This is a genomic window from Janthinobacterium sp. SUN033, assembly GCF_030397595.1.
GTDB classification, from domain to species: domain Bacteria; phylum Pseudomonadota; class Gammaproteobacteria; order Burkholderiales; family Burkholderiaceae_D; genus Janthinobacterium; species Janthinobacterium kumbetense.
Window position 1 is genome coordinate 952,968 of the sequence record NZ_JAPQNV010000002.1, and the last position, 17,998, is coordinate 970,965.

General features: G+C 65.2%; 14 protein-coding genes. 7 read left to right on the plus strand and 7 right to left on the minus strand.

Annotation, left to right across the window (positions count from 1 at the left end; all coding sequences use genetic code 11):
- Positions 1 to 379 precede the first annotated feature (379 nt).
- From OX460_RS12825 to OX460_RS12840, 4 genes are all read left to right on the plus strand, one after another.
- Positions 380 to 1,612 (plus strand): efflux RND transporter periplasmic adaptor subunit, encoded by a 1,233-nt coding sequence (locus tag OX460_RS12825; protein ID WP_289898861.1) that lies wholly within the window; start codon positions 380 to 382, stop codon positions 1,610 to 1,612.
- Positions 1,613 to 1,615: 3 nt separating this feature from the next.
- Positions 1,616 to 4,732: an efflux RND transporter permease subunit gene (locus tag OX460_RS12830; protein WP_289898862.1), complete on the plus strand. Its 3,117-nt coding sequence runs from the start codon at positions 1,616 to 1,618 to the stop codon at positions 4,730 to 4,732.
- Between the two features lie 361 nt (positions 4,733 to 5,093).
- Positions 5,094 to 5,816, plus strand: coding sequence for an MgtC/SapB family protein (locus OX460_RS12835; protein WP_099666612.1), 723 nt, complete (start codon positions 5,094 to 5,096; stop codon positions 5,814 to 5,816).
- On the plus strand, positions 5,816 to 6,127 hold the full coding sequence (locus OX460_RS12840) for a hypothetical protein (RefSeq protein WP_289898863.1): 312 nt from the start codon (positions 5,816 to 5,818) through the stop codon (positions 6,125 to 6,127). The genes OX460_RS12835 and OX460_RS12840 overlap by 1 nt, the downstream gene beginning before the upstream one ends.
- Here the strand turns inward: OX460_RS12840 and OX460_RS12845 are convergent.
- Together OX460_RS12845 and OX460_RS12850 are read right to left on the minus strand one after the other, a co-directional pair.
- Positions 6,119 to 7,516, minus strand: a complete 1,398-nt coding sequence (locus OX460_RS12845; protein WP_289898864.1) for an ATP-binding protein — start codon at positions 7,514 to 7,516, stop codon at positions 6,119 to 6,121. The two genes, OX460_RS12840 and OX460_RS12845, sit on opposite strands and share 9 nt — an antisense overlap.
- Positions 7,509 to 8,189 carry a response regulator transcription factor gene (locus OX460_RS12850; protein ID WP_251351759.1) on the minus strand — a complete coding sequence of 227 codons (681 nt, stop codon included), beginning with the start codon at positions 8,187 to 8,189 and terminating at the stop codon, positions 7,509 to 7,511. Before OX460_RS12850 ends, OX460_RS12845 begins: the two co-directional genes overlap by 8 nt.
- A 235-nt stretch (positions 8,190 to 8,424) precedes the next feature.
- Between OX460_RS12850 and OX460_RS12855 the strand changes: the two genes are divergently transcribed.
- The 3 genes from OX460_RS12855 to OX460_RS12865 are packed head-to-tail and all read left to right on the plus strand — an operon-like array spanning position 8,425 to position 13,910.
- Positions 8,425 to 9,549 (plus strand): efflux RND transporter periplasmic adaptor subunit, encoded by a 1,125-nt coding sequence (locus OX460_RS12855; protein ID WP_289898865.1) that lies wholly within the window; start codon positions 8,425 to 8,427, stop codon positions 9,547 to 9,549.
- Complete coding sequence (locus tag OX460_RS12860; protein ID WP_289898866.1) at positions 9,542 to 12,646, plus strand: CusA/CzcA family heavy metal efflux RND transporter; 3,105 nt, start codon at positions 9,542 to 9,544, stop codon at positions 12,644 to 12,646. Before OX460_RS12855 ends, OX460_RS12860 begins: the two co-directional genes overlap by 8 nt.
- Entirely contained in the window at positions 12,633 to 13,910 is a 1,278-nt protein-coding gene (locus tag OX460_RS12865; protein WP_289898867.1) for a TolC family protein, read from the plus strand. Before OX460_RS12860 ends, OX460_RS12865 begins: the two co-directional genes overlap by 14 nt.
- A 65-nt stretch (positions 13,911 to 13,975) precedes the next feature.
- On the opposite strand, the gene OX460_RS12870 is transcribed toward OX460_RS12865, so the two are convergent.
- The 5 genes from OX460_RS12870 to OX460_RS12890 form a co-directional block, all read right to left on the minus strand.
- The gene (locus OX460_RS12870; RefSeq protein WP_102296696.1) at positions 13,976 to 14,182 is read right to left on the minus strand and encodes a hypothetical protein; all 207 of its coding nucleotides are present in this window, start codon (positions 14,180 to 14,182) and stop codon (positions 13,976 to 13,978) included.
- 80 nt (positions 14,183 to 14,262) lie between these two features.
- Positions 14,263 to 15,180: a site-specific tyrosine recombinase XerD gene (gene xerD / locus OX460_RS12875; RefSeq protein WP_289898868.1), complete on the minus strand. Its 918-nt coding sequence runs from the start codon at positions 15,178 to 15,180 to the stop codon at positions 14,263 to 14,265.
- On the minus strand, positions 15,177 to 15,689 hold the full coding sequence (locus tag OX460_RS12880; RefSeq protein WP_289898869.1) for a methylated-DNA--[protein]-cysteine S-methyltransferase: 513 nt from the start codon (positions 15,687 to 15,689) through the stop codon (positions 15,177 to 15,179). Before OX460_RS12880 ends, xerD begins: the two co-directional genes overlap by 4 nt.
- A 425-nt stretch (positions 15,690 to 16,114) precedes the next feature.
- A complete protein-coding gene (locus tag OX460_RS12885) occupies positions 16,115 to 17,395 on the minus strand; it encodes a TRAP transporter large permease subunit (protein ID WP_099666605.1) in 1,281 nt (426 codons plus the stop codon).
- Positions 17,392 to 17,964 (minus strand): TRAP transporter small permease, encoded by a 573-nt coding sequence (locus tag OX460_RS12890; protein ID WP_099666604.1) that lies wholly within the window; start codon positions 17,962 to 17,964, stop codon positions 17,392 to 17,394. Before OX460_RS12890 ends, OX460_RS12885 begins: the two co-directional genes overlap by 4 nt.
- Between the last annotated feature and the right edge of the window lie 34 nt (positions 17,965 to 17,998).

Below are 17,998 nucleotides of genomic sequence, written 5' to 3' on the forward strand. Positions count from 1 at the left end.
GCGGCCGCACGGCAACCGGCGGGCGAATGGCCTGTCCGGTGGCGCAACCATCCCCCCCATTCTTGCGCGCCGGCGAATCGGCTTCTTGAGGATGCGCAAGCATCGTGACGCGCAAGGCGTCGATGCCGGCAGTGTCTTTGGTCGCCGTTTTTTGCATTCCAGCCCCGATTTTGTGCAATCTGTCGCACGGCGATGGCGGCCGGGCTGGATTCTTCCTAAAGTGGCAACATGCGCATCGCCGTGAACGGCTGCAGCGGCAGGCGTGTTGTCTGCGGCCGCCACGGTGATGCGCTACCCGAATTCCCCCGGCCAGCGACAGGCCGGGTCCGCACCGAGACCTGGCGCCGAACCCCTGCGCCGCTCCTGACCAAAAATACCTATGAAAAACGAGACCCTGCCCCCCGCCTCTCCCCTTGCAGCCACGCGCCGCCGGCGCTGGCGCACCCCCGTGCTGATCCTGGTCGTGCTGGGCCTGGCCGGCGGCGGCTGGACGGTGATGCAATCGAAGCAACAAGCCGCCAAGGCGGCCGAACTGCAAGCGAGCAAGAAGAAGGAGCAGGCCAAGACGCCCGTGCACGAACTGGCGCAAGGCGACGTGGCCGCCATCGCGGCGCGCGCGCTCAGCATCAGCTTGCCCCTGTCCGGCTCGCTGGCGCCCGTGACCCAGGCCACCATCAAGGCCAAGGTTTCCGGCGTGATCCAGGAAACGACCTTGCAGGAAGGCCAGCAAGTGGCGAATGGGCAAATCCTCGTGCGCCTGGATGCGGCCGACCTGCGCGCCCGCCTGACGCAGCAGCAAGCCATGCTCGACGAAGCGCAGGCGCGCTTGTCGATGGCCAGCAAGAATGAAGCGAACAGCCAGGCCTTGCTCAAGCAAAAATACATCTCGCAGACGGCGTACGACACGACGCAAAACTCGGTCGACCTGGCGCGCGCCAACGTCAAGTCCGCCGCCGCCATGGTCGATATCGCCCGCATCGCGCTGGCCGATGCGGTGATCCGCGCGCCGATGGCCGGCATCGTCAGCAAGCGCCACCTGCAGGCCGGGGAAAAAGTCTCGCCCGACATGCCCGTCTACACCATCGTCAACCTGGCCCAGCTGACCCTGGAAGCGCCCGTGCCCAGCGCGGAAATCCCCCGCATCAAGCTGGGCCAGGACGTGCACTTCAAGGTCGACGGCTTCGGCGCGCGCGACTTCGCCGGCAAGGTCACGCGCATCAACCCCACCACCGAGAGCGGTTCGCGCGCCATGCTGGTCTACATCGCCGTCGACAATGGCGACGGCGCGCTGCGCGGCGGCATGTTCGCCAAGGGCAGCATCGTCACCGAACGGTCAAACGTGGCGCCGCTGGTGCCCCTGACGGCCGTGCGCAACGAAAAGCAGGGCCCCGTCGTGTACGCGCTGGTGAACAACAAGGTGGTCGCCCAGCCCGTCACCTTGGGGCTGCGCAACGAGGATGAAGGCTATGCGGAAGTCAAATCCGGCCTGGTGCCGGGCGCGAAAGTCATCATCGCCAGGCTCGATGGCGTCAAGCCGGGCCATGGCGTGACTTTCGCCGCACCGGCCGCCGTCCCTGCCGCGCCGGCAGCCGTGCTGGCTCGGAAGGATTAAGCCATGTGGATGACCAAAGTCAGTATCCAGAACCCCGTCTTCGCCACCATGGTCATGGTGGCGCTGGTGGTGCTGGGCATCTTCTCCTACCGGGGTCTGGGCGTGGAAAGCATGCCCAGCGTGCAGTTCCCGTTCGCCGCCATTGAAGTGAACTATCCGGGCGCCTCGCCCGAAGCCGTGGAAAACGACATCACGCGTCCCATCGAGGACGCCGTCAACACCGTCAGCGGCATCAAGACCATCCGCGCCAACTCGTGGGAAGGACGCGCCGGCGTCTACCTGGAATTCGAGCTGTCGACGAACATGGACAAGGCCATGCAGGACTTGCGCGACAAGGTGGCCCTGGTGCGCCCCCGCTTCCCGAAAGAAGCCAAGGACCCGTTCATCGCCCGCGCAGAAGGCGACAACGAGCGCCCCATCGCCACCATCGTGCTGACCTCCACCGGGCATGACCTGCGTTCGCTGTCGACCATGACGGAGCAGATCATCAGCAAGCGCTTCCAGGGCGTGGCCGGCGTGGGGCAAGTCAAGCTGCGCGGCCTGCGCGCGCGCCAGATCCTTATCAGCATGAAGCCGATCGAACTCAATGCCCAGGGCATCGGCGTCGATGAAGTGATCCGCGCCATCCAGGCCACGAATACCAATTTGCCGGCCGGCTCCATCAGCCATGGCGCGGCCGAACAGCTGGTGCGCGTGGAAGGCAAGATCAAGGATGCGCGCGAATTCGGCAAGATCATCGTCGCGCGCCGCGCCGTCGGCCCCGTCTACCTGGACCAGGTGGCCACCGTCGTCGACGGCGAGCAGGAAGAACTGTCGATCTCGCGCATGAACGGCCAGCAGGCCGTGACGATGGAAATCACCAAGGTGCAGGACGCCAACGTGGTCGAAGTGGGCACCGGCATCCTGAAAGTGGCGGCGGACCTGAAAAAGACCCTGCCGCCCGATATCACCCTGCGCGTGCTGGACGACGAATCGGAGCGCGTGCAAAGCCAGCTCGATAACGTCAAGCGCACCATCATCGAAGGCGCCGTGCTGACCATGGTGATCGTCTTCCTGTTCCTGCATTCGTGGCGCTCGACCATCATCACGGGCTTGACCCTGCCGATTTCCGTGCTGGCCAGCTTCATCGCCATGAAGGCCTTCGGCTTCACCCTGAACTTCCTCACCTTGATGGCGCTGTCGCTGTGCATCGGCCTGTTGATCGATGACGCCATCGTCGTGCGCGAAAACATCGTGCGCCACCTGGGCATGGGCAAGAACCACTACAAGGCGGCCAACGACGGCACCAATGAAATCGGCCTGGCCGTGATGGCCACCACCTTCGCCATCGTCGCCGTATTCGTCCCCGTCGCCTTCATGGACGGCATCATCGGCCGCTTCTTCCTGCAGTTCGGCATCACCGTAGCCGTCGCCGTTCTCGTCTCCCTGTTCGTCAGCTTCACGCTCGACCCCATGCTGTCGTCCGTCTGGCGCGACCCCGTCAAGGACCGCTTCAAGTACGCGCCGTGGCTGGGCCGCTTCATGGCCTGGATCGAGACGGGCATTGACCGCCTGCATGTATGGTATGGCAAGGTGCTGGCTGTCGCTTTGCGCTGGCGCAAGACGACCCTGGCCACGGCCGTCGCCCTGTTCGCAGGCAGCCTGATGCTCGTGCCGATGATCGGCGGCGAGATGTTCCCGGAAACGGACCAGGGCTGGGTCAACCTGCGCTTCAAGACGCCCGTCGGCTCCAGCCTCGAATACACGGATACCAAGGTGCGCCAGATCGAAACGGCCCTGAAGGAATTCCCAGAAATCGACAGCCTGGTGGCCAATATCGGTACGCAGGACGGGCGCAACACGGCCGAGGTGAACCTGAAGCTGACGGACATCAAGAAGCACAAGCGCCGCTCGCAGCAGGAGCTGGAAAAGCTGATCCGCGAACGCCTGGCGCCGATCGCCGGCATCACCCTGTCCGTCGGCCAGCGCCCCATCTTCATCGCCATCCTCGGCACGGACGAAGGCAAGCTCGATGCGGTGGCGCATACCCTGATGGACAAGATGCGCGGCATCAAGGGCCTGGCCGACATGGAATACAGCCAGGAAGGCGCCAATCCGTCGACCACCGTGAAGATCAATAACGAACTGGCCAGCGACCTGGGTTTGTCGGTGCAGCAGATCGGCAACGCCCTGCGGCCGTTCGTGGCGGGCGACACGGTCAGCCACTGGTTAGCCGGCGACGGGCAAAACTACGACGTCAACGTGCAGTTGCCCAAGTCGGGCCGGCAAAAGGTGGCCGACCTGGCCGACCTGTCGCTGGCCTCGAGCAAGCTCGATGCGAACGGCAAGCCCGTCATGATCCCGCTGCGCCAGGTGGTCGACTTCGTGCCGTCATCAAGCCCGCAGGTGCTGAAGCGCCAGGCCTTGCAGCGCCGGGTGGCCATCTATGCAGGCACGCAGGGCCGCCCTGCAGGCGACGTCGACGCCGACGTGCAGAAAGCCATCAAGTCCATCGACCTGCCGCCCGGCGTGCGCTTCGACGTGGCCGGCAATGCGCAGCAGATGGCCGAAACCATGGGCGGCGCCATGATGGCGCTGGGGATCGCCGTGATCTTCATCTACCTGGTGCTGGCGTCGCAGTTCGGCAGCTTTTTGCAGCCGATCGCCATCATGGTGTCCCTGCCGCTGTCGCTGATCGGCGTGCTGGCCGCCCTGCTCATTACGGGCAGCACCCTGAACATTTTCTCCGTGATCGGCTTCATCATGCTGATGGGCCTGGTGACCAAGAACGCGATCTTGCTGGTGGACTTCACCAACCAGCGCCAGCGCGAAGGCCTGGGCCAGTTCGAGGCGCTGATGGAAGCGGGGCAAGTGCGCTTGCGCCCCATCCTGATGACGACACTGGCCATGGTCTTCGGCATGCTGCCGATGGCCATCGGCATGGGCGACGGCGGCGAATCGCAGGCGCCGATGGGCCGCGCCGTCATCGGCGGCGTGATCACCTCGACCCTGTTGACCTTGGTGGTGGTGCCCGTCGCCTACACCTACCTCGACAGCCTGGGCAAGCGCGCCGCGCGCTTTTTCGGCGGCAGCGGCGAGCACGCCGACTCCGCCGACGACGGCAAAGCACACGCCCACTGATTGACCGGTCGCCTTCACCGTCCCCGCATTGGCGGGGACGACGCGGCGGCTTCCTGAAGAGAGCTTCAGTTGACCAAAGCAGCCCCACTGGCTAGACTGTCCCCGTTATCAATGATATGGAGTGACTCGTGGGTGCTTGTTCCAGTGACAGTAGTCGATTGACCATCGGCGATCGGCCTTAGGCAAGACGCGCGCATTCCGCCCGCCCTGCCCATGGCAAGGTGCGGTTTTATCAGCGGCAGTATTCTCTCGCCGCCACTTCCCTCCTCATCGTTCCACCGTTATCGTCTGCTGCCCCCTTTCGGGGCGAATTGTCTTCGCCCCCCGCACTCGCCTGTTCCTCCCCAGCCGGGAGAAACTGATGGTGGTATTTGACTTTGCGCTGCGCGTTGCCGCGGCATTGACCCTGGGCGCCATGATCGGCGCCGAACGCCAGCTGCGCCAGCGCATGGCGGGCCTGCGCACGAACGCGCTGGTCTCCGTCGGCGCCTCGCTGTTCGTGATGGTTTCCGTGCTCGAAGGCGACAGCGCCGGCCATATGCGCATCGCCGCGCAGGTGGTCTCCGGCATCGGCTTCCTGGGCGCCGGCGTCATCATGCGCGAAGGCATGACGGTGCGCGGCCTGAATACGGCCGCCACCCTGTGGTGCTCGGCCGCCATCGGCATACTGTGCGGCCTGGGGTTTGCACTGGAAGCGGCCATCGGCACGGGATTTGTACTGGTGGCCAACCTCGTGCTGCGCCACCTGGCACAACGCATCAACGCGCACGGCAGCGAAGCGGGCATCGAGACGGAAAGCATCTACCGCGTGACGGCCGTGTGCGAGGCGGAGCAGGAAGTCCTCGTGCGCAACCTGATGCTGCGCATGATCAGCGGCATGCCGGCCCTGATGCTGCAATCCTTGCACAGCGAGGATGCCGCGCACGCCGGACGCATCGAAGTGCGGGCCGACCTGCTCACGCCCCTGTCCAGCCTGGGATTGCTGGAGCAGATCGTCAGCCAGGTCAGCCTGGAAGGCAGCGTCTCGGCCGTGCGCTGGGCGCTGGTGAACAACGCGGAATTTGTCGCCGAACGGGGAGTGTGATGATGAAAAAATGGATGCTGTGGTTTGCCAAACGGGGGCCTGCCGTCGCCACCTATCGCCTGACCGTCACCTGCCCCGCAGCGCAGGCCGACCACGTCGTGCGCCTGCTGCTGGCCGAACTCAAGGGCGCGGGCCTGGCGCCGTCGCAAATGCTGCGCAGCTGGGACGCGGCCAGGCAGGTTGTGCAGCTGATCGCCACGGTGCTGTGCCAGGCCGTGCAGCGCGCCGTGCTGGTGCGCTTCGTCAACCGCGCGGGCGCCTGGCCGCAAGTGCGGCAAGTGCGCTGGGAAGGCGTTGCGCCTTCAGCTTGAGGCGGGCAGGCGCATGAGGAACAGCGCGCCGCCTTGCGGGCGGTTCTGCGCCTCGATGCTGCCGCCATACGCGTGCACGATGGCTTGCGACAGGGCCAGGCCCAGGCCGAAACCGGGCGCCTCGCCCGCGCGCGCCTGCGCGCCCCGGTAAAAACGTTCGAACAGGTGCGGCAAGTCTTCCACGCCGATACCCGGTCCCGCGTCCGCCACGCCGACGATCGCATGCGCGCCGTCGCGCGTCACGTGCACGGTGATGACGCTGTCGGGCGGCGAGAACTTCACGGCGTTATCCAGCAAATTGGCCAGCACCAGGTCGACCGGGCCGGCCGCCACCCTGGCCTGCACGTCTGCACTTGCATCGAAGACGATGCGGATGCCGCGCTGCGCTGCCGCCTTTTCCAGACGCTGCGCCGCCGCCCGCACGAGCGGATTGAGTTCGATGGTTTCCACCGCGTTGCGCTCCTGGCCCACGTCCAGGCGCGTGAGCATCAAGAGTTCTTCCACCAGGGTCGTCAGGCGCTGCACTTCATCGAGGCACGATGCCAGCGCGTCGACATATTCGGGCGACTCGCGCGGGCGGCGCAGGGTGATTTCGATTTCCGTGCGCAGACGCGACAGGGGCGAGCGCAATTCGTGCGAAGCGTCAGCCGTGAAGCGGCGCTGCGCGTCGTAGCCGTGTTCCAGGCGGTCCAGCATGGCGTTCAGGGTATCGACCAGGCGGCCGATCTCGTCCTGCGTGCCGGGATGGGGCAGGCGCTGGTGCAAACTGGCTTCGCCGATCGAATGCGCCTGGTCCACCACGTCGTCGATGGCGCCCAGCACGCGGCGCGTGAGCATTTCGCCGGCCAGGCCCACGGCCGCCAGCAAGGCCAGCGCCATGGCGCCAAACAGCACGGTGGCCGCGGCCAGCACGTGATTGGTATCGTCGAGCGAACCGGCCACCTGTACCGCCAGGCGCGCGCCGGACGAAGGCACGGGAATCGAGACCATGCGCAGCGGCTCTTCGCCGAACTTCGGCAGGGTCTCGAAAATGGTCTCGCCGGCCGCCAGGCGCGCCAGCAAGGCGGGAGGGGCCGGCAATTGCGCCGCCTCCAGGTTGCGGCTGCGCGCCAGCACGCGGCCTTCGCCATCGATGATCTGCACCAGGCGGTCGAGCCGCGTCAATGACGGCGGCGCCAGACCCGGCGCCACCTCGTGCACCTGCACGGGCTGGCGCGGCGCGGCCGGCAGCATGGCCATTTCCGTCTCGGCCAGCGCCAGCAGGGCCGCATCGAGCTGGCCATGCACGGCGCGCGACAGCCCCCAGTAGCCGGCCAGCGCCGTACAGGCGACGATGGCGAGGATGACGGCCAGGTGCACCAGCAGCAGGCGCTTGCGAAAGCTAGCCACCGTTGTTTTCCGCCAGGCGGAAGCCGCGTCCGCGCACCGTGTGTATCAAAGGCGGCAAGCCCGGCGCATCCACTTTCCCCCGCAGGTTGCGCACGTGGACATCGATCAGGTTGTCGATGCCGATCAGGTCCGCCTGCCAGATCTGCTCGGCCAGGCGCGCGCGGCTGACCACTTCGCCCGCCTGGCGCAGCAGGATCAGCAGGATCGCGTATTCCTTGGGCGTGAGCACCAGCGGCACGCCAGCCCGCGTCGCCTGGTGGCTGACGGGATCGAGCGTCAGGTCGGCCAGCGCCAGCACCAGCGGGCGGCTGATGTCGGAGCGGCGCAGCAGGGCGCGGATGCGCGCCAGCAGCTCCTCGAATTCGAACGGCTTGGTCAGGTAATCGTCGGCGCCCGTGTTCAGGCCCGCCACCCGGTCGGCCGTGGCGTCGCGCGCCGTGAGCATCAGCACGGGCGTCTGGATGCCGCGCGCGCGCAAGTCGCGGCAAAAATCGATGCCCTGCTTGCCCGGCAACATCCAGTCCAGCACGATTGCGTCGTAGTCGACGGCGTAGCTTTCGTCCTCGCCCTCTTCCGCGCTGTGCGCCACGTCGACGACAAAGCCTTCTTCCTGCAAGCCCCGCGCCAGCAGGCGCGCCGCCTTGCGGTCGTCTTCCACCAGGAGGATTCTCATGCCTGCCTTTCGCATTGCGCCGTGTTTTCCATGCTGGCATTTTACCGCGCCGCACCGTGCGCGCACGGAACCTGAAGAATGATTCAGGCGTTCTTGGGCGCTTCTTCAGGACCACATTGCTATGCTTTCCCGGCGCTGTTGTGACGCTGCCTGCGCCACCTGCGCCCCTCTCATTGCCCGCCTGGGCACGGCATCCACGCATGCCCCCTCACCATCAATAACAAGGAAACACGGGATGAACACGACCACCCGCAACGCCCTGGGCGCCAGCTGCGCCCTCGCTCTCGCCTGCTCGGCCCTGGCCGGCTGCGCCAAACCGACGGCGGCAGCCACGCCTGTCGCCCAATCGATGCATCAGGATGACGGCAGCATCGCCGTCGACAAGATGTCGCCGCTGCGCCAGCGCCTGCAGATCGCCGCCGTACTGGAACAGGACATCGCCACGCAGACGGAGGCGCCGGGCAGCATCGAGGCCATGCCGGAGAAGCTGGTGAAGATCACGCCGCCCCTGGCCGGACGCATCACGCGCTTGCAGCGCGCCCTGGGCGACAGCGTGAAGGCGGGCGATCCGCTGTTCACGCTGGACTCGGCGGAACTGAGCGCCGCCTACGCGGACGACAGCAAAGCCAGGTCCGCCCTGCTGCAGGCGCGCCAGGAACTGGAACGCCAGAAAACCCTGTTCGAGGCGGAAATCGCCGCGCGCAAGGAGTACGAAGCGGCGCAGGCCACTTTTGCGCAAGCCGGCAGCGACGCCCAGGCCAGCGCCGACAAGCTGGCGCAGTACGGCGCCGGAGCGCGCGGGTCGCGCCGCGACTACGTGCTGCGTTCGCCGATCGCCGGCACCGTGATCGCCATGGAAGGCGCCCAGGGCGGCTACTGGAACGATATCAACGCGCCCGTCATGACGGTGGCCGACCTGTCCACCGTGTGGCTGTCGGCCAACGTGGCCGAGAGGGACCTGGCGCAGGTGGCCGTGGGACAAACGACCAGCATCACCGTCGACGCCTGGCCCGGCAAGGCTTTCGAAGGCAAGGTCGCGTATGTGGGCGCCGTGCTCGACCCCGAGACGCGTACGGTGAAGGTGCGCGTGGCCATCGACAACCGCAGCGGCGCCTTCAAGCCCGGCATGTTTGCCCACGCGGGGTTCGCCGGCGCCAGCCGCCGCGCCCTCCTCGTGCCCGCGTCCGCCCTGCTGCAAAGCGGGCCCTCGACGCGTGTGATGGTCGAACGCAGCGCGCTGGTGTTCTCGCCGCGCGCAGTGGAAGTGGGCGCCAGCCATGGCGACCAGGTGGAAATCGTCTCCGGCTTGCGCGCGGGCGAACGCATCGTCGTCAAGGAAGGAGTGCTGCTCAATGATTGACCGTTTCATCGCCACCTGCTGCCAGCGGCGCGGCATCGTCTGGCTGGTACTGCTGTTCGTCGCCTCCTACGGCGTCTACTGCTGGAAGCAGCTGCCCATCGAAGCGTATCCCGACATCGCCGACGTCACCTCGCAAATCGTCACGCAGGTGCCGGGCCTGGGCGCCGAGGAAATCGAGCAGCAGATCACCATTCCGCTCGAACGCGCCCTGCTCGGCACGCCCGGCATGCACGTGCTGCGCACGCGCAGCCTGTTCGCCCTGTCGCTGATCACGGTGGTGTTCGAGGATGGCAGCGACGGCTACTTCACGCGCGAACGGCTGCAGGAACGCCTCGCCAGCGTCAACTTGCCGTATGAGGCCAAGCCGGGACTCGATCCGTATACCTCGCCCACGGGCGAGATCTACCGCTACACGCTGGAATCGAAGTCGCGCAGCCTGCGCGAACTGTCCGAGCTGCAGTTCTGGACGGTGATACCGCGCCTGCAGCAGGTGCGCGGCGTGGCGGACGTCAGCAATTTCGGCGGCCTGACGACGCAGTTCATGCTGGAACTCGATCCCGCAAAACTCGACAGCTACGGCTTTTCGCTGGCGCAGGTCAAGGACGCCATCAACGCCAACAACATCAGCGGCGGCGGCAGCGTCATCGACCGCGGCCAGCAATCGTACGTGGTGCGCGGCGTGGGCTTGCTGCATTCGCTCGATGACATGGGCAACGTCGTCGTCAGCAGCAAGAACGGCGTGCCCGTGCTGGTGAAGGACCTGGGCAAGCTCGCCTACGGCAACGTGGAGCGGCGCGGCATCCTGGGCAAGGACGACAATCCCGACACCATAGAAGGCATCACCCTGCTGCTGAAGGACTTCAATCCGTCCGAAGCGCTGGCCGGCATCCATGCTGCCGTGGACGACTTGAATGCCAATGTGCTGCCGAAGGATGTGAAAGTGGTGCCCTACCTGGACCGCAGCTCGCTGATCGACGCCACCCTGCACACGGTCAGTTACACCCTGGGCGAAGGCATGCTGCTGGTCGCCCTCGTGCTGCTGCTGTATCTGGGCAGCCCGCGCGCGGCCGCCATCGTCGCGCTGACGATTCCGCTGGCCCTGCTGATCGCCTTCATCTTCATGCACCATTTTAAAATTCCCGCCAACCTGCTGTCGCTGGGGGCGATCGACTTCGGCATCCTCGTCGACGGTTCCGTGGTGGTGCTGGAAAACATGCTGCGCCGCCGCGAACGGGAGCAGGAACGGCCTCTCACCCTGCAGGACGCCATCGATGCGACCCTGCAGGTGGCGCGTCCCATCATGTTCGGCATGGCCGTCATCATCGCCGCTTATTTACCCCTGTTCGCCTTCCAGCGCATCGAATACAAGCTGTTCTCGCCGATGGCGTATGCGGTGGGCGCGGCGCTCGTCGGCGCGCTGGTGGTGGCGCTGGTGCTGATCCCGGGCCTGGCCTGGCTGGCCTTGCGCAAGCCGCGCCGCACCTTCCATAACCGCGCGCTGGACAAGCTGGCGGGCGCGTACGGCCGTTTCCTCGAACGCATGGTGGGCAGGAAGCGCTGGGTTGCGATGGTGTGCGCCGCCTCGCTGGCGTGCCTGGCGCTGCTGGGCGGTAGCATCGGACGCGACTTCCTGCCCTACCTCGATGAAGGCTCGTTATGGCTGCAGGTGCAGATGCCGCCCGGGATCACCCTGGACAAGGCATCCGAGATGGCCAGCGAACTGCGGCGCGCCGCGCTGGAATTTCCCGAAGTATCGACCATCGTCACGCAGACGGGGCGCAACGACGACGGCACCGATTACTGGACGCCGTCGCACATCGAGGCGAGCGTGGGCCTGCATCCGTACAAGAGCTGGAAGTCGGGCATGAGCAAGCAGCAGTTGATCGCCAAAATGAACGCGCGCTTCGCCAGCATGCCCGGTGTCACCGTGGCTTTCATGCAGCCGATGATCGACGGCGTGCAAGATAAATTGTCGGGCGCGCACAGCGACCTGACGGTGAAAATCTTCGGAAATGACCTCGACGAAGTACGCGGCATCGCCGGCAAGGTGGCAAATGTCCTGAAGACTATCCCTGGCGCCTCCGACGTGGCGGTGGACGTGGAGCCGCCGCTGCCCAACCTGAAGGTGAAACTGGACAGGGCAAAGGCGGCCCGCTACGGCATCAACGCGGCCGACGTGGCCGACCTGATCGCCACCGGCATCGGCGGTGCGCCCATCGGCCAGGTGTACGTGGGCGAGAAAAGCTACGACATCGCCGTGCGCTTCCCGCCGGCCACGCGTTCCAGCCCGGACGCCATCGCCAACTTGAAGCTCAACGCCGCCAACGGCGCGAGGATTCCGCTGGCGCAGGTGGCCACCATCAGCACCACCTCGGGCGAAAGCGTGATCGTGCGCGAAATGGGACGGCGCCACATCATCGTGCGCCTGAATGCCCGCGGGCGCGACCTGGCGAGCTTCCTGGCCGAAGCGCGCCCGCTGGTGGCGCAAGCCGTGGCCGATGAACACCAGCGCATCAGCGTCGAATGGGGCGGCCAGTTCGAAAACCTGCAACGCGCGCAAAGCCGTCTGGCGCTGATCCTGCCGATGACCCTGGGCGCCATGTTCCTGCTGCTGTTTGGCCAGTTCCGCAATCTGCGCCAGCCCGCGCTGGTCTTGCTGGCCGTGCCGCTGGCCATGCTCGGTGGCCTGGCCGCGCTGCACCTGCGCGGCATGACCTTGAACGTGTCGAGCGCCGTCGGCTTCATCGCCCTGTTCGGCGTGGCCGTCCTGAATGCCGTCCTGATGCTGGCACAGATCAACCGCTTGCGCAGCGACGAGGGAAAAATCCTGCGCGAGGCCGTGCTGGAAGGCGCGCGCGACCGCATGCGTCCCGTACTGATGACGGCCACGGTGGCCGCCCTGGGCCTGACGCCGGCCATGCTGGCGACAGGCCTGGGCAGCGACGTGCAACGCCCGCTGGCCACCGTGGTGGTGGGCGGCCTGGTGACGGCGACCGCGCTAACCCTGCTGCTGTTGCCGGCCCTGTATTACCTGATCGAGGCGCACCTGCAAAAACGCCGGACCGACACCGAAGGAGAGACCCATGACACGTTTTAATGTACTGCTGGCGGCCTGGCTGATTGCTCCATGCGCCATTGCCGCACCCTTGAGCTTTGAAACCTATCTGTCCGCCGTGGAAAGCCACAGCCTGGAACTGCAGGCGCAGCAGCAGGGCATCACCTCGGCCAAGGCCGGCATCGGCATCGCCGGCTTGCGTCCCGATCCCGAGTTCACCCTGGGCGCCACGCGCGAAACCGTGCGCAGCGTCGAACACCGTCCCGTCACGTGGAATCCGGCCATCAGCATGGCCATCGAGACGGGCGGCAAGCGCGCCGCGCGCCTGAAGGCGGCGCACAGCAATGTCGCGCTGGCAGAGGAGACGGTGGCCGGTTTCAGGAGCGAGCTGTATGGCACGGCCGCCGCCGCGTTCACGGAAGCATGCCGCACGCGCGAGGTCCTCGCGCGCAAGGAACAGACCATGGCGGCCCTGTCGAAGGTAGTCGAGGCGAATACCGTGCGGCGCAAGGCGGGCGACGTGGGCGGCATCGAGCTGCTGCAGTCGCGCGTGGAACGCGACCAGTTCCAGGCCGACCTGGCGCAGGCGCGCAGCGAGGCCGATGGCGCCATGCTGGCCCTGTCGCCGCCGCTGGGACGCCAGTTCGATGGTCTGTTTCCGCAGGCGCAACTGGCGTGCGACTTCGCCGCGTACGTGGGCGGCGACGCCGGCGTGCTGGTGCCGCAGGCGCTCGAGGCCCGCAACGACGTGCGCATCGCCCGCGCCACCTTGGACAACCTGCGCGACGGTGCGGCGCTGGTGCGCGCCAACCGCGCCGTCGACCCGACCGTGACCGTAGGCTTGGCCGCCGCACGCGGCTACCATGACGGCAGCGACGCCAGCGGCAATCCCGTCGATGGCGCGCCCCGCTCCCGTGCGCTGTCCATCTCGCTGGCCATCCCGATCCCCCTGTCGCGGCGCGACAAGGGCGACGTGGTGCAAGCCGAAGCAGGGGTCACGCAAGCGATGCTGGCCCTGCGCCAGGCCGAATTACAGGCGGAGACGCAAGTGCGCACGGCGCAGCGGCAGCTGCATGCGGCGCAGGACAGGCTGGCGCGCTACCGCGACGGCGTGCTGGTCGATGCGCAAAAGGTAGTCGACGGCATGCGCCTGTCTTACTTCAGCGGCAATGCCTCGCTGCTGGAATGGCTGGCGGCGCAGCGCTCGGCCGACGAAGCGTACCAGGGCTATGTGCAGGCGCGCGCCGATGCGGCCATGGCCAGCACGCAGCTGCAACTGGCGCTTGGCCAGCGGCCGCGCTTGTAGCGGGGGAAGGGAGAACGAGGGGATACCGGCGCGGCGATGCCGCACCGGTCGTCAGGAACGGGGAGTTACTGGGGCTGGGCGGGTGCGTCGCCTTCGGCGGCCGGATCTGCGTCGACGTCGGCGTCGTCCGCTTCCGGCTCATCGCCTTCGCTGCCATCGGCCGGTTTCGGATTGTTCTTCGCTTCCAGCTTGCGTCTGGCTTTTTCCTCGGCTTTCTTCTTCTTTTCCAGCTCTTTTTGCCGTTTTTCGTATTGGAAATTTGTCTTGGCCATTTACTACCTCTTTAGTTTTTTATTGTTACAGATAAGCACATAGGGCACATTATGACGCAGTTGGAGCAAATACAAAATTTTTAGCCGCGCGGATGATGCTGCGCATGCAGCAGTTTCAGCCGTTCGCGGGCCACATGCGTGTAAATCTGCGTGGTGGAAATATCGGAGTGCCCCAGTAACAATTGCACAACACGCAAGTCCGCGCCATGGTTGAGCAAATGCGTGGCGAACGCATGGCGCAAGGTGTGCGGCGACAGCGGCGCCGTGATGCCGGCGTTCAGCGCGTGTTTCTTGATGATGACCCAGAACATTTGCCGCGTCATGGCGCCGCCGCGCCGCGTGACGAACAGCGCATCGTCCATCTGGCCATCGAGGATGACGCCGCGCGCTTCCTTCAGGTAGCGCTCGATCCACAGCCGCGCCTGCTCGCCGAACGGCACCAGGCGCGTCTTGCTGCCCTTGCCCGTGATGCGCAGCACGCCATCGTTCAGGCTCAGTTCCACCGATTTCAAGTCCACCAGCTCCGACACGCGCAAGCCGCTCGCATACATGAGCTCCAGCATCGTGCGTTCGCGCAGGCCCAGCGGCGTGCTGACGTCGGGCGCCGCCAGCAAGGCTTCCACTTGCGCTTCGCTCAAGGTGTGCACGAAGCGCGCTGGCTGCTTGGCCGAGACCATCTTCAGGCACGGGTCGGCCGCGATATGCTTGTGCCGCAAGGCCAGCTGGTAAAAGCGCTTGAGCACGGACAAGCGCCGGTTCGACGACGTCGCCTTGCTCTCGTCGTGGCGGGCCGCGAAATACGCGTCGACGTCGGCCGTGGATACCTCGTACAGGCCCTCGCGCCCGGGCCGGTTCACTTCCAGCCAGCGCGCGAACAGGCGCATGTCGCGCCGGTAGGCGTCCAGCGAGTTTTTCGACAGGCCGTCTTCCAGCCACAGGCTGTCGCAGAATTCATCGATCAGGGTAGTGTTGTCGGGCGCCAGCAGGCTGTTCATCATCGTTTGGACCACCCCATGCCCGCCACGCCTTCATGCGCCAGCAGCCAGCGCTTGACGCCCAGGTGGAAGCCCGTCGCATCGTCGTGGTGGGCAAAGCCGCCCAGGCCGCCAGCGGCCGTGACCCGGTGGCAGGGGATCACCACGGGAAACCAGTTGGCGCCGCAAGCCTGGCCCACGGCGCGCGGGGCCGAGCCGATCAGGCGCGCCACGTCGCCGTACGTGCGCACCTGGCCGCGCGGAATGCCGGCAATCGCCACCCATACGCGCTGCTGGTAGGCGCTGCCCGCGTCTGCCAGCGGCAGGTCGAAGACATAATCGGGATCAAGGAAATAGCGCGCCAGTTGCCGGCACGCCCGCTCGGAGACGGCATCCTGCGCATCTTTTTCCGCGAAGTGCGGCGGCAAATAAACCAGTTCGCATAACTGGCCATCCTGCGCGCGCACGCCCATGGCGCCGAACGGCGCGGCCACGATGGCGCTGAACAGTTCACTGCCCTGTTGTTTTTTCATCTGCTGATCAAATTTCAAGTGTGGCATATATACAACCTGCCGGCGCATCTGGCTGCGCCCTAGTGATTATGCACCGACTTTGGGCGTGCCGGCGGACGTTTCCCCCGCACGAAAAAAAAGCGCACCAGTCGGTGCGCTTCAAATATTGCTTCACGTTCCCGGTCGTTTGGGTCCGCCGGTGCCGGCTTATGGCCGCAGACAGCTATGACTCAACAACTTCTGTGAAACGTGTGTCTCCTCAATATATCCCCGGTATCAATACCGTTTTTATAGACCACTCCCCCACTAACCTTGTTACCAATTCTGTCTTTCAGCCTTGCTACCAGGGCGCATATGCATATACGTGTTTCCCCTTAAGGCTGCCCATCATAGCGCATTTATTCGGCCGGATCGACTTTTTTTGCACCATGACGGGGACAACTGTTTTAGTTGTAAATTAAATTTGGCAACCACAGCGAGATTTGTGGTACGTAGGTAATCAGCACGAGGAAGCCCAGCATCGTCAGCAGCCACGGCATCACGGCCACGGTCAGCTCCGAGATGCCCATCTTGGTGATGCCGGACGCCACGTACAGGTTCAGGCCCACGGGCGGATGGCACATGCCCACTTCCATGTTGACCACGATCAAGATGCCGAAGTGCACAGGGTCGATGCCCAGCTTCATGGCCACGGGGAACAGAATCGGCGCCATGATCAGCACGATGGACGACGGTTCCATGACGTTACCAGCCAACAACAGCAGCACGTTGACCACCAACAAGAAGCTGATCACGCCCAGGCCCTTGCCCGTGATCCATTCGGCCATCGCTTGCGGAATGTTTTCGCTGGTCATCAGGAACGAGAACAGCACGGCATTCGTGATGATGTACAACAGCATCGCCGACATGGCGGCCGAATCGAGCAAGACCTTGCCCACTTGCTTGATCTTCAAGTCCTTGTAGACGAAGACGGCGATGATGAAGGCGTACACGGCAGCCATGGCGGCCGCTTCCGTCGGCGTGAAGGCGCCCGAATAGATGCCGCCCATGACGATGACGATCAGCAGCAAGCCCCAGGCGCTTTTCTTGAACGTCACGAAGCGCTCGCCCCAGCTGGCCTTCTGCATGCGCGGATAGTTGTGCTTGCGCGCCAAGAACCACGTGGTCAGGCCCAGCAGCATGGCCAGCATCATGCCGGGAATCACGCCCGCCATGAACAGTTTGCCGACGGACGTGTTGGTGCTGACGGAATACATCACCATCACGATCGATGGCGGTATCAAGATGCCCAGGGCGCCCGAGGTGGTGATGACGCCGGCGCCGAAACCGCGCGGATAGCCCTGCTTGACCATGGCCGGCAGGATGATGGAACCGATCGCCACCACGGTGGCGGGACTGGAACCGGAGACGGCGGCAAACAGCGCGCACGCCATCACGCCGGCCAGCGCAAGGCCGCCATGCCAGTGGCCCACCATGGAGCTGGCGAAGTTGATCATGCGCCGCGCCACCCCGCCATGCGTGAGGAAGTTACCCGCCAAAATGAAGAACGGGATGGCCATGATTTCGAATTTTTCGATGCCCGTGAAAATTTTCAGGGCCACCGATTCGATGGGCACGCTGGTCATGGTAAACAGGAACGTCAGTACCGTCAGGCCCAGCGAAATGGAAATGGGCATGCCGGTCAGCATCAGCGCCAGCAGCAATACAAAGATGATCAGCGCGTTCATGCCTTGGCTCCTTTTTCTTCAGCCGTCAATTCGTCTTCCAGCCCCTCGACATGCGAATGGTCGTGTTTCGGCAAGGCGCCCGTCTTGATGAAATGCACCATCACCTGCAGGAAGCGGAAGCACATCAGGTAGGAACCCAGCGGGACGGCCAGGTAAACCAGCCACATCGGCACTTCCATGTCGGCCGAGGTCTGGTCCGTGTGGCCGATCGACCACACGAAGCTGGCGCCCAGCGTGCCCACGATGCCCGTAAACAGGGCGCCGGCCCCCAGGCCGAAAACGATGAAACGGTCGCGCCAGCGGGGATTCATGCGGTTGATCAAGACGTCGACGCCCACGTGGATGCCCGTGCGCACGCCGTACGCGGCGCCGAACTTGGCCATCCAGACGAACATGTAGATGCACAGTTCCTGGGCCCAGCTGGTATTGATTTGAATCAGGAAGTCTTGCAGGCCGGGGATAGGCAAGCCCGCCAGGTAGCGGTGCACGACCGCGACGAAGATGATGAAGGTGGCGGCGCCCATCAGGGACGCGATCAGCCACTCTTCCAGGTGATCCAGAAATTTCATGGTGGACTTTCAAAGAATGCGGGTACGCTGACAC

What these genes read in the sequence shown, in the direction of transcription:
- OX460_RS12870 (WP_102296696.1), bottom strand. Translation starts at nt 14,182, where the DNA reads ATGGCCAAGACAAATTTCCAATACGAAAAACGGCAAAAAGAGCTGGAA.
- OX460_RS12830 (WP_289898862.1), top strand. Translation starts at nt 1,616, where the DNA reads ATGTGGATGACCAAAGTCAGTATCCAGAACCCCGTCTTCGCCACCATG.
- OX460_RS12880 (WP_289898869.1), bottom strand. Translation starts at nt 15,689, where the DNA reads ATGAAAAAACAACAGGGCAGTGAACTGTTCAGCGCCATCGTGGCCGCG.
- OX460_RS12835 (WP_099666612.1), top strand. Translation starts at nt 5,094, where the DNA reads ATGGTGGTATTTGACTTTGCGCTGCGCGTTGCCGCGGCATTGACCCTG.
- OX460_RS12850 (WP_251351759.1), bottom strand. Translation starts at nt 8,189, where the DNA reads ATGAGAATCCTCCTGGTGGAAGACGACCGCAAGGCGGCGCGCCTGCTG.
- OX460_RS12860 (WP_289898866.1), top strand. Translation starts at nt 9,542, where the DNA reads ATGATTGACCGTTTCATCGCCACCTGCTGCCAGCGGCGCGGCATCGTC.
- OX460_RS12890 (WP_099666604.1), bottom strand. Translation starts at nt 17,964, where the DNA reads ATGAAATTTCTGGATCACCTGGAAGAGTGGCTGATCGCGTCCCTGATG.
- xerD (WP_289898868.1), bottom strand. Translation starts at nt 15,180, where the DNA reads ATGATGAACAGCCTGCTGGCGCCCGACAACACTACCCTGATCGATGAA.
- OX460_RS12825 (WP_289898861.1), top strand. Translation starts at nt 380, where the DNA reads ATGAAAAACGAGACCCTGCCCCCCGCCTCTCCCCTTGCAGCCACGCGC.
- OX460_RS12855 (WP_289898865.1), top strand. Translation starts at nt 8,425, where the DNA reads ATGAACACGACCACCCGCAACGCCCTGGGCGCCAGCTGCGCCCTCGCT.
- OX460_RS12840 (WP_289898863.1), top strand. Translation starts at nt 5,816, where the DNA reads ATGATGAAAAAATGGATGCTGTGGTTTGCCAAACGGGGGCCTGCCGTC.
- OX460_RS12865 (WP_289898867.1), top strand. Translation starts at nt 12,633, where the DNA reads ATGACACGTTTTAATGTACTGCTGGCGGCCTGGCTGATTGCTCCATGC.
- OX460_RS12885 (WP_099666605.1), bottom strand. Translation starts at nt 17,395, where the DNA reads ATGAACGCGCTGATCATCTTTGTATTGCTGCTGGCGCTGATGCTGACC.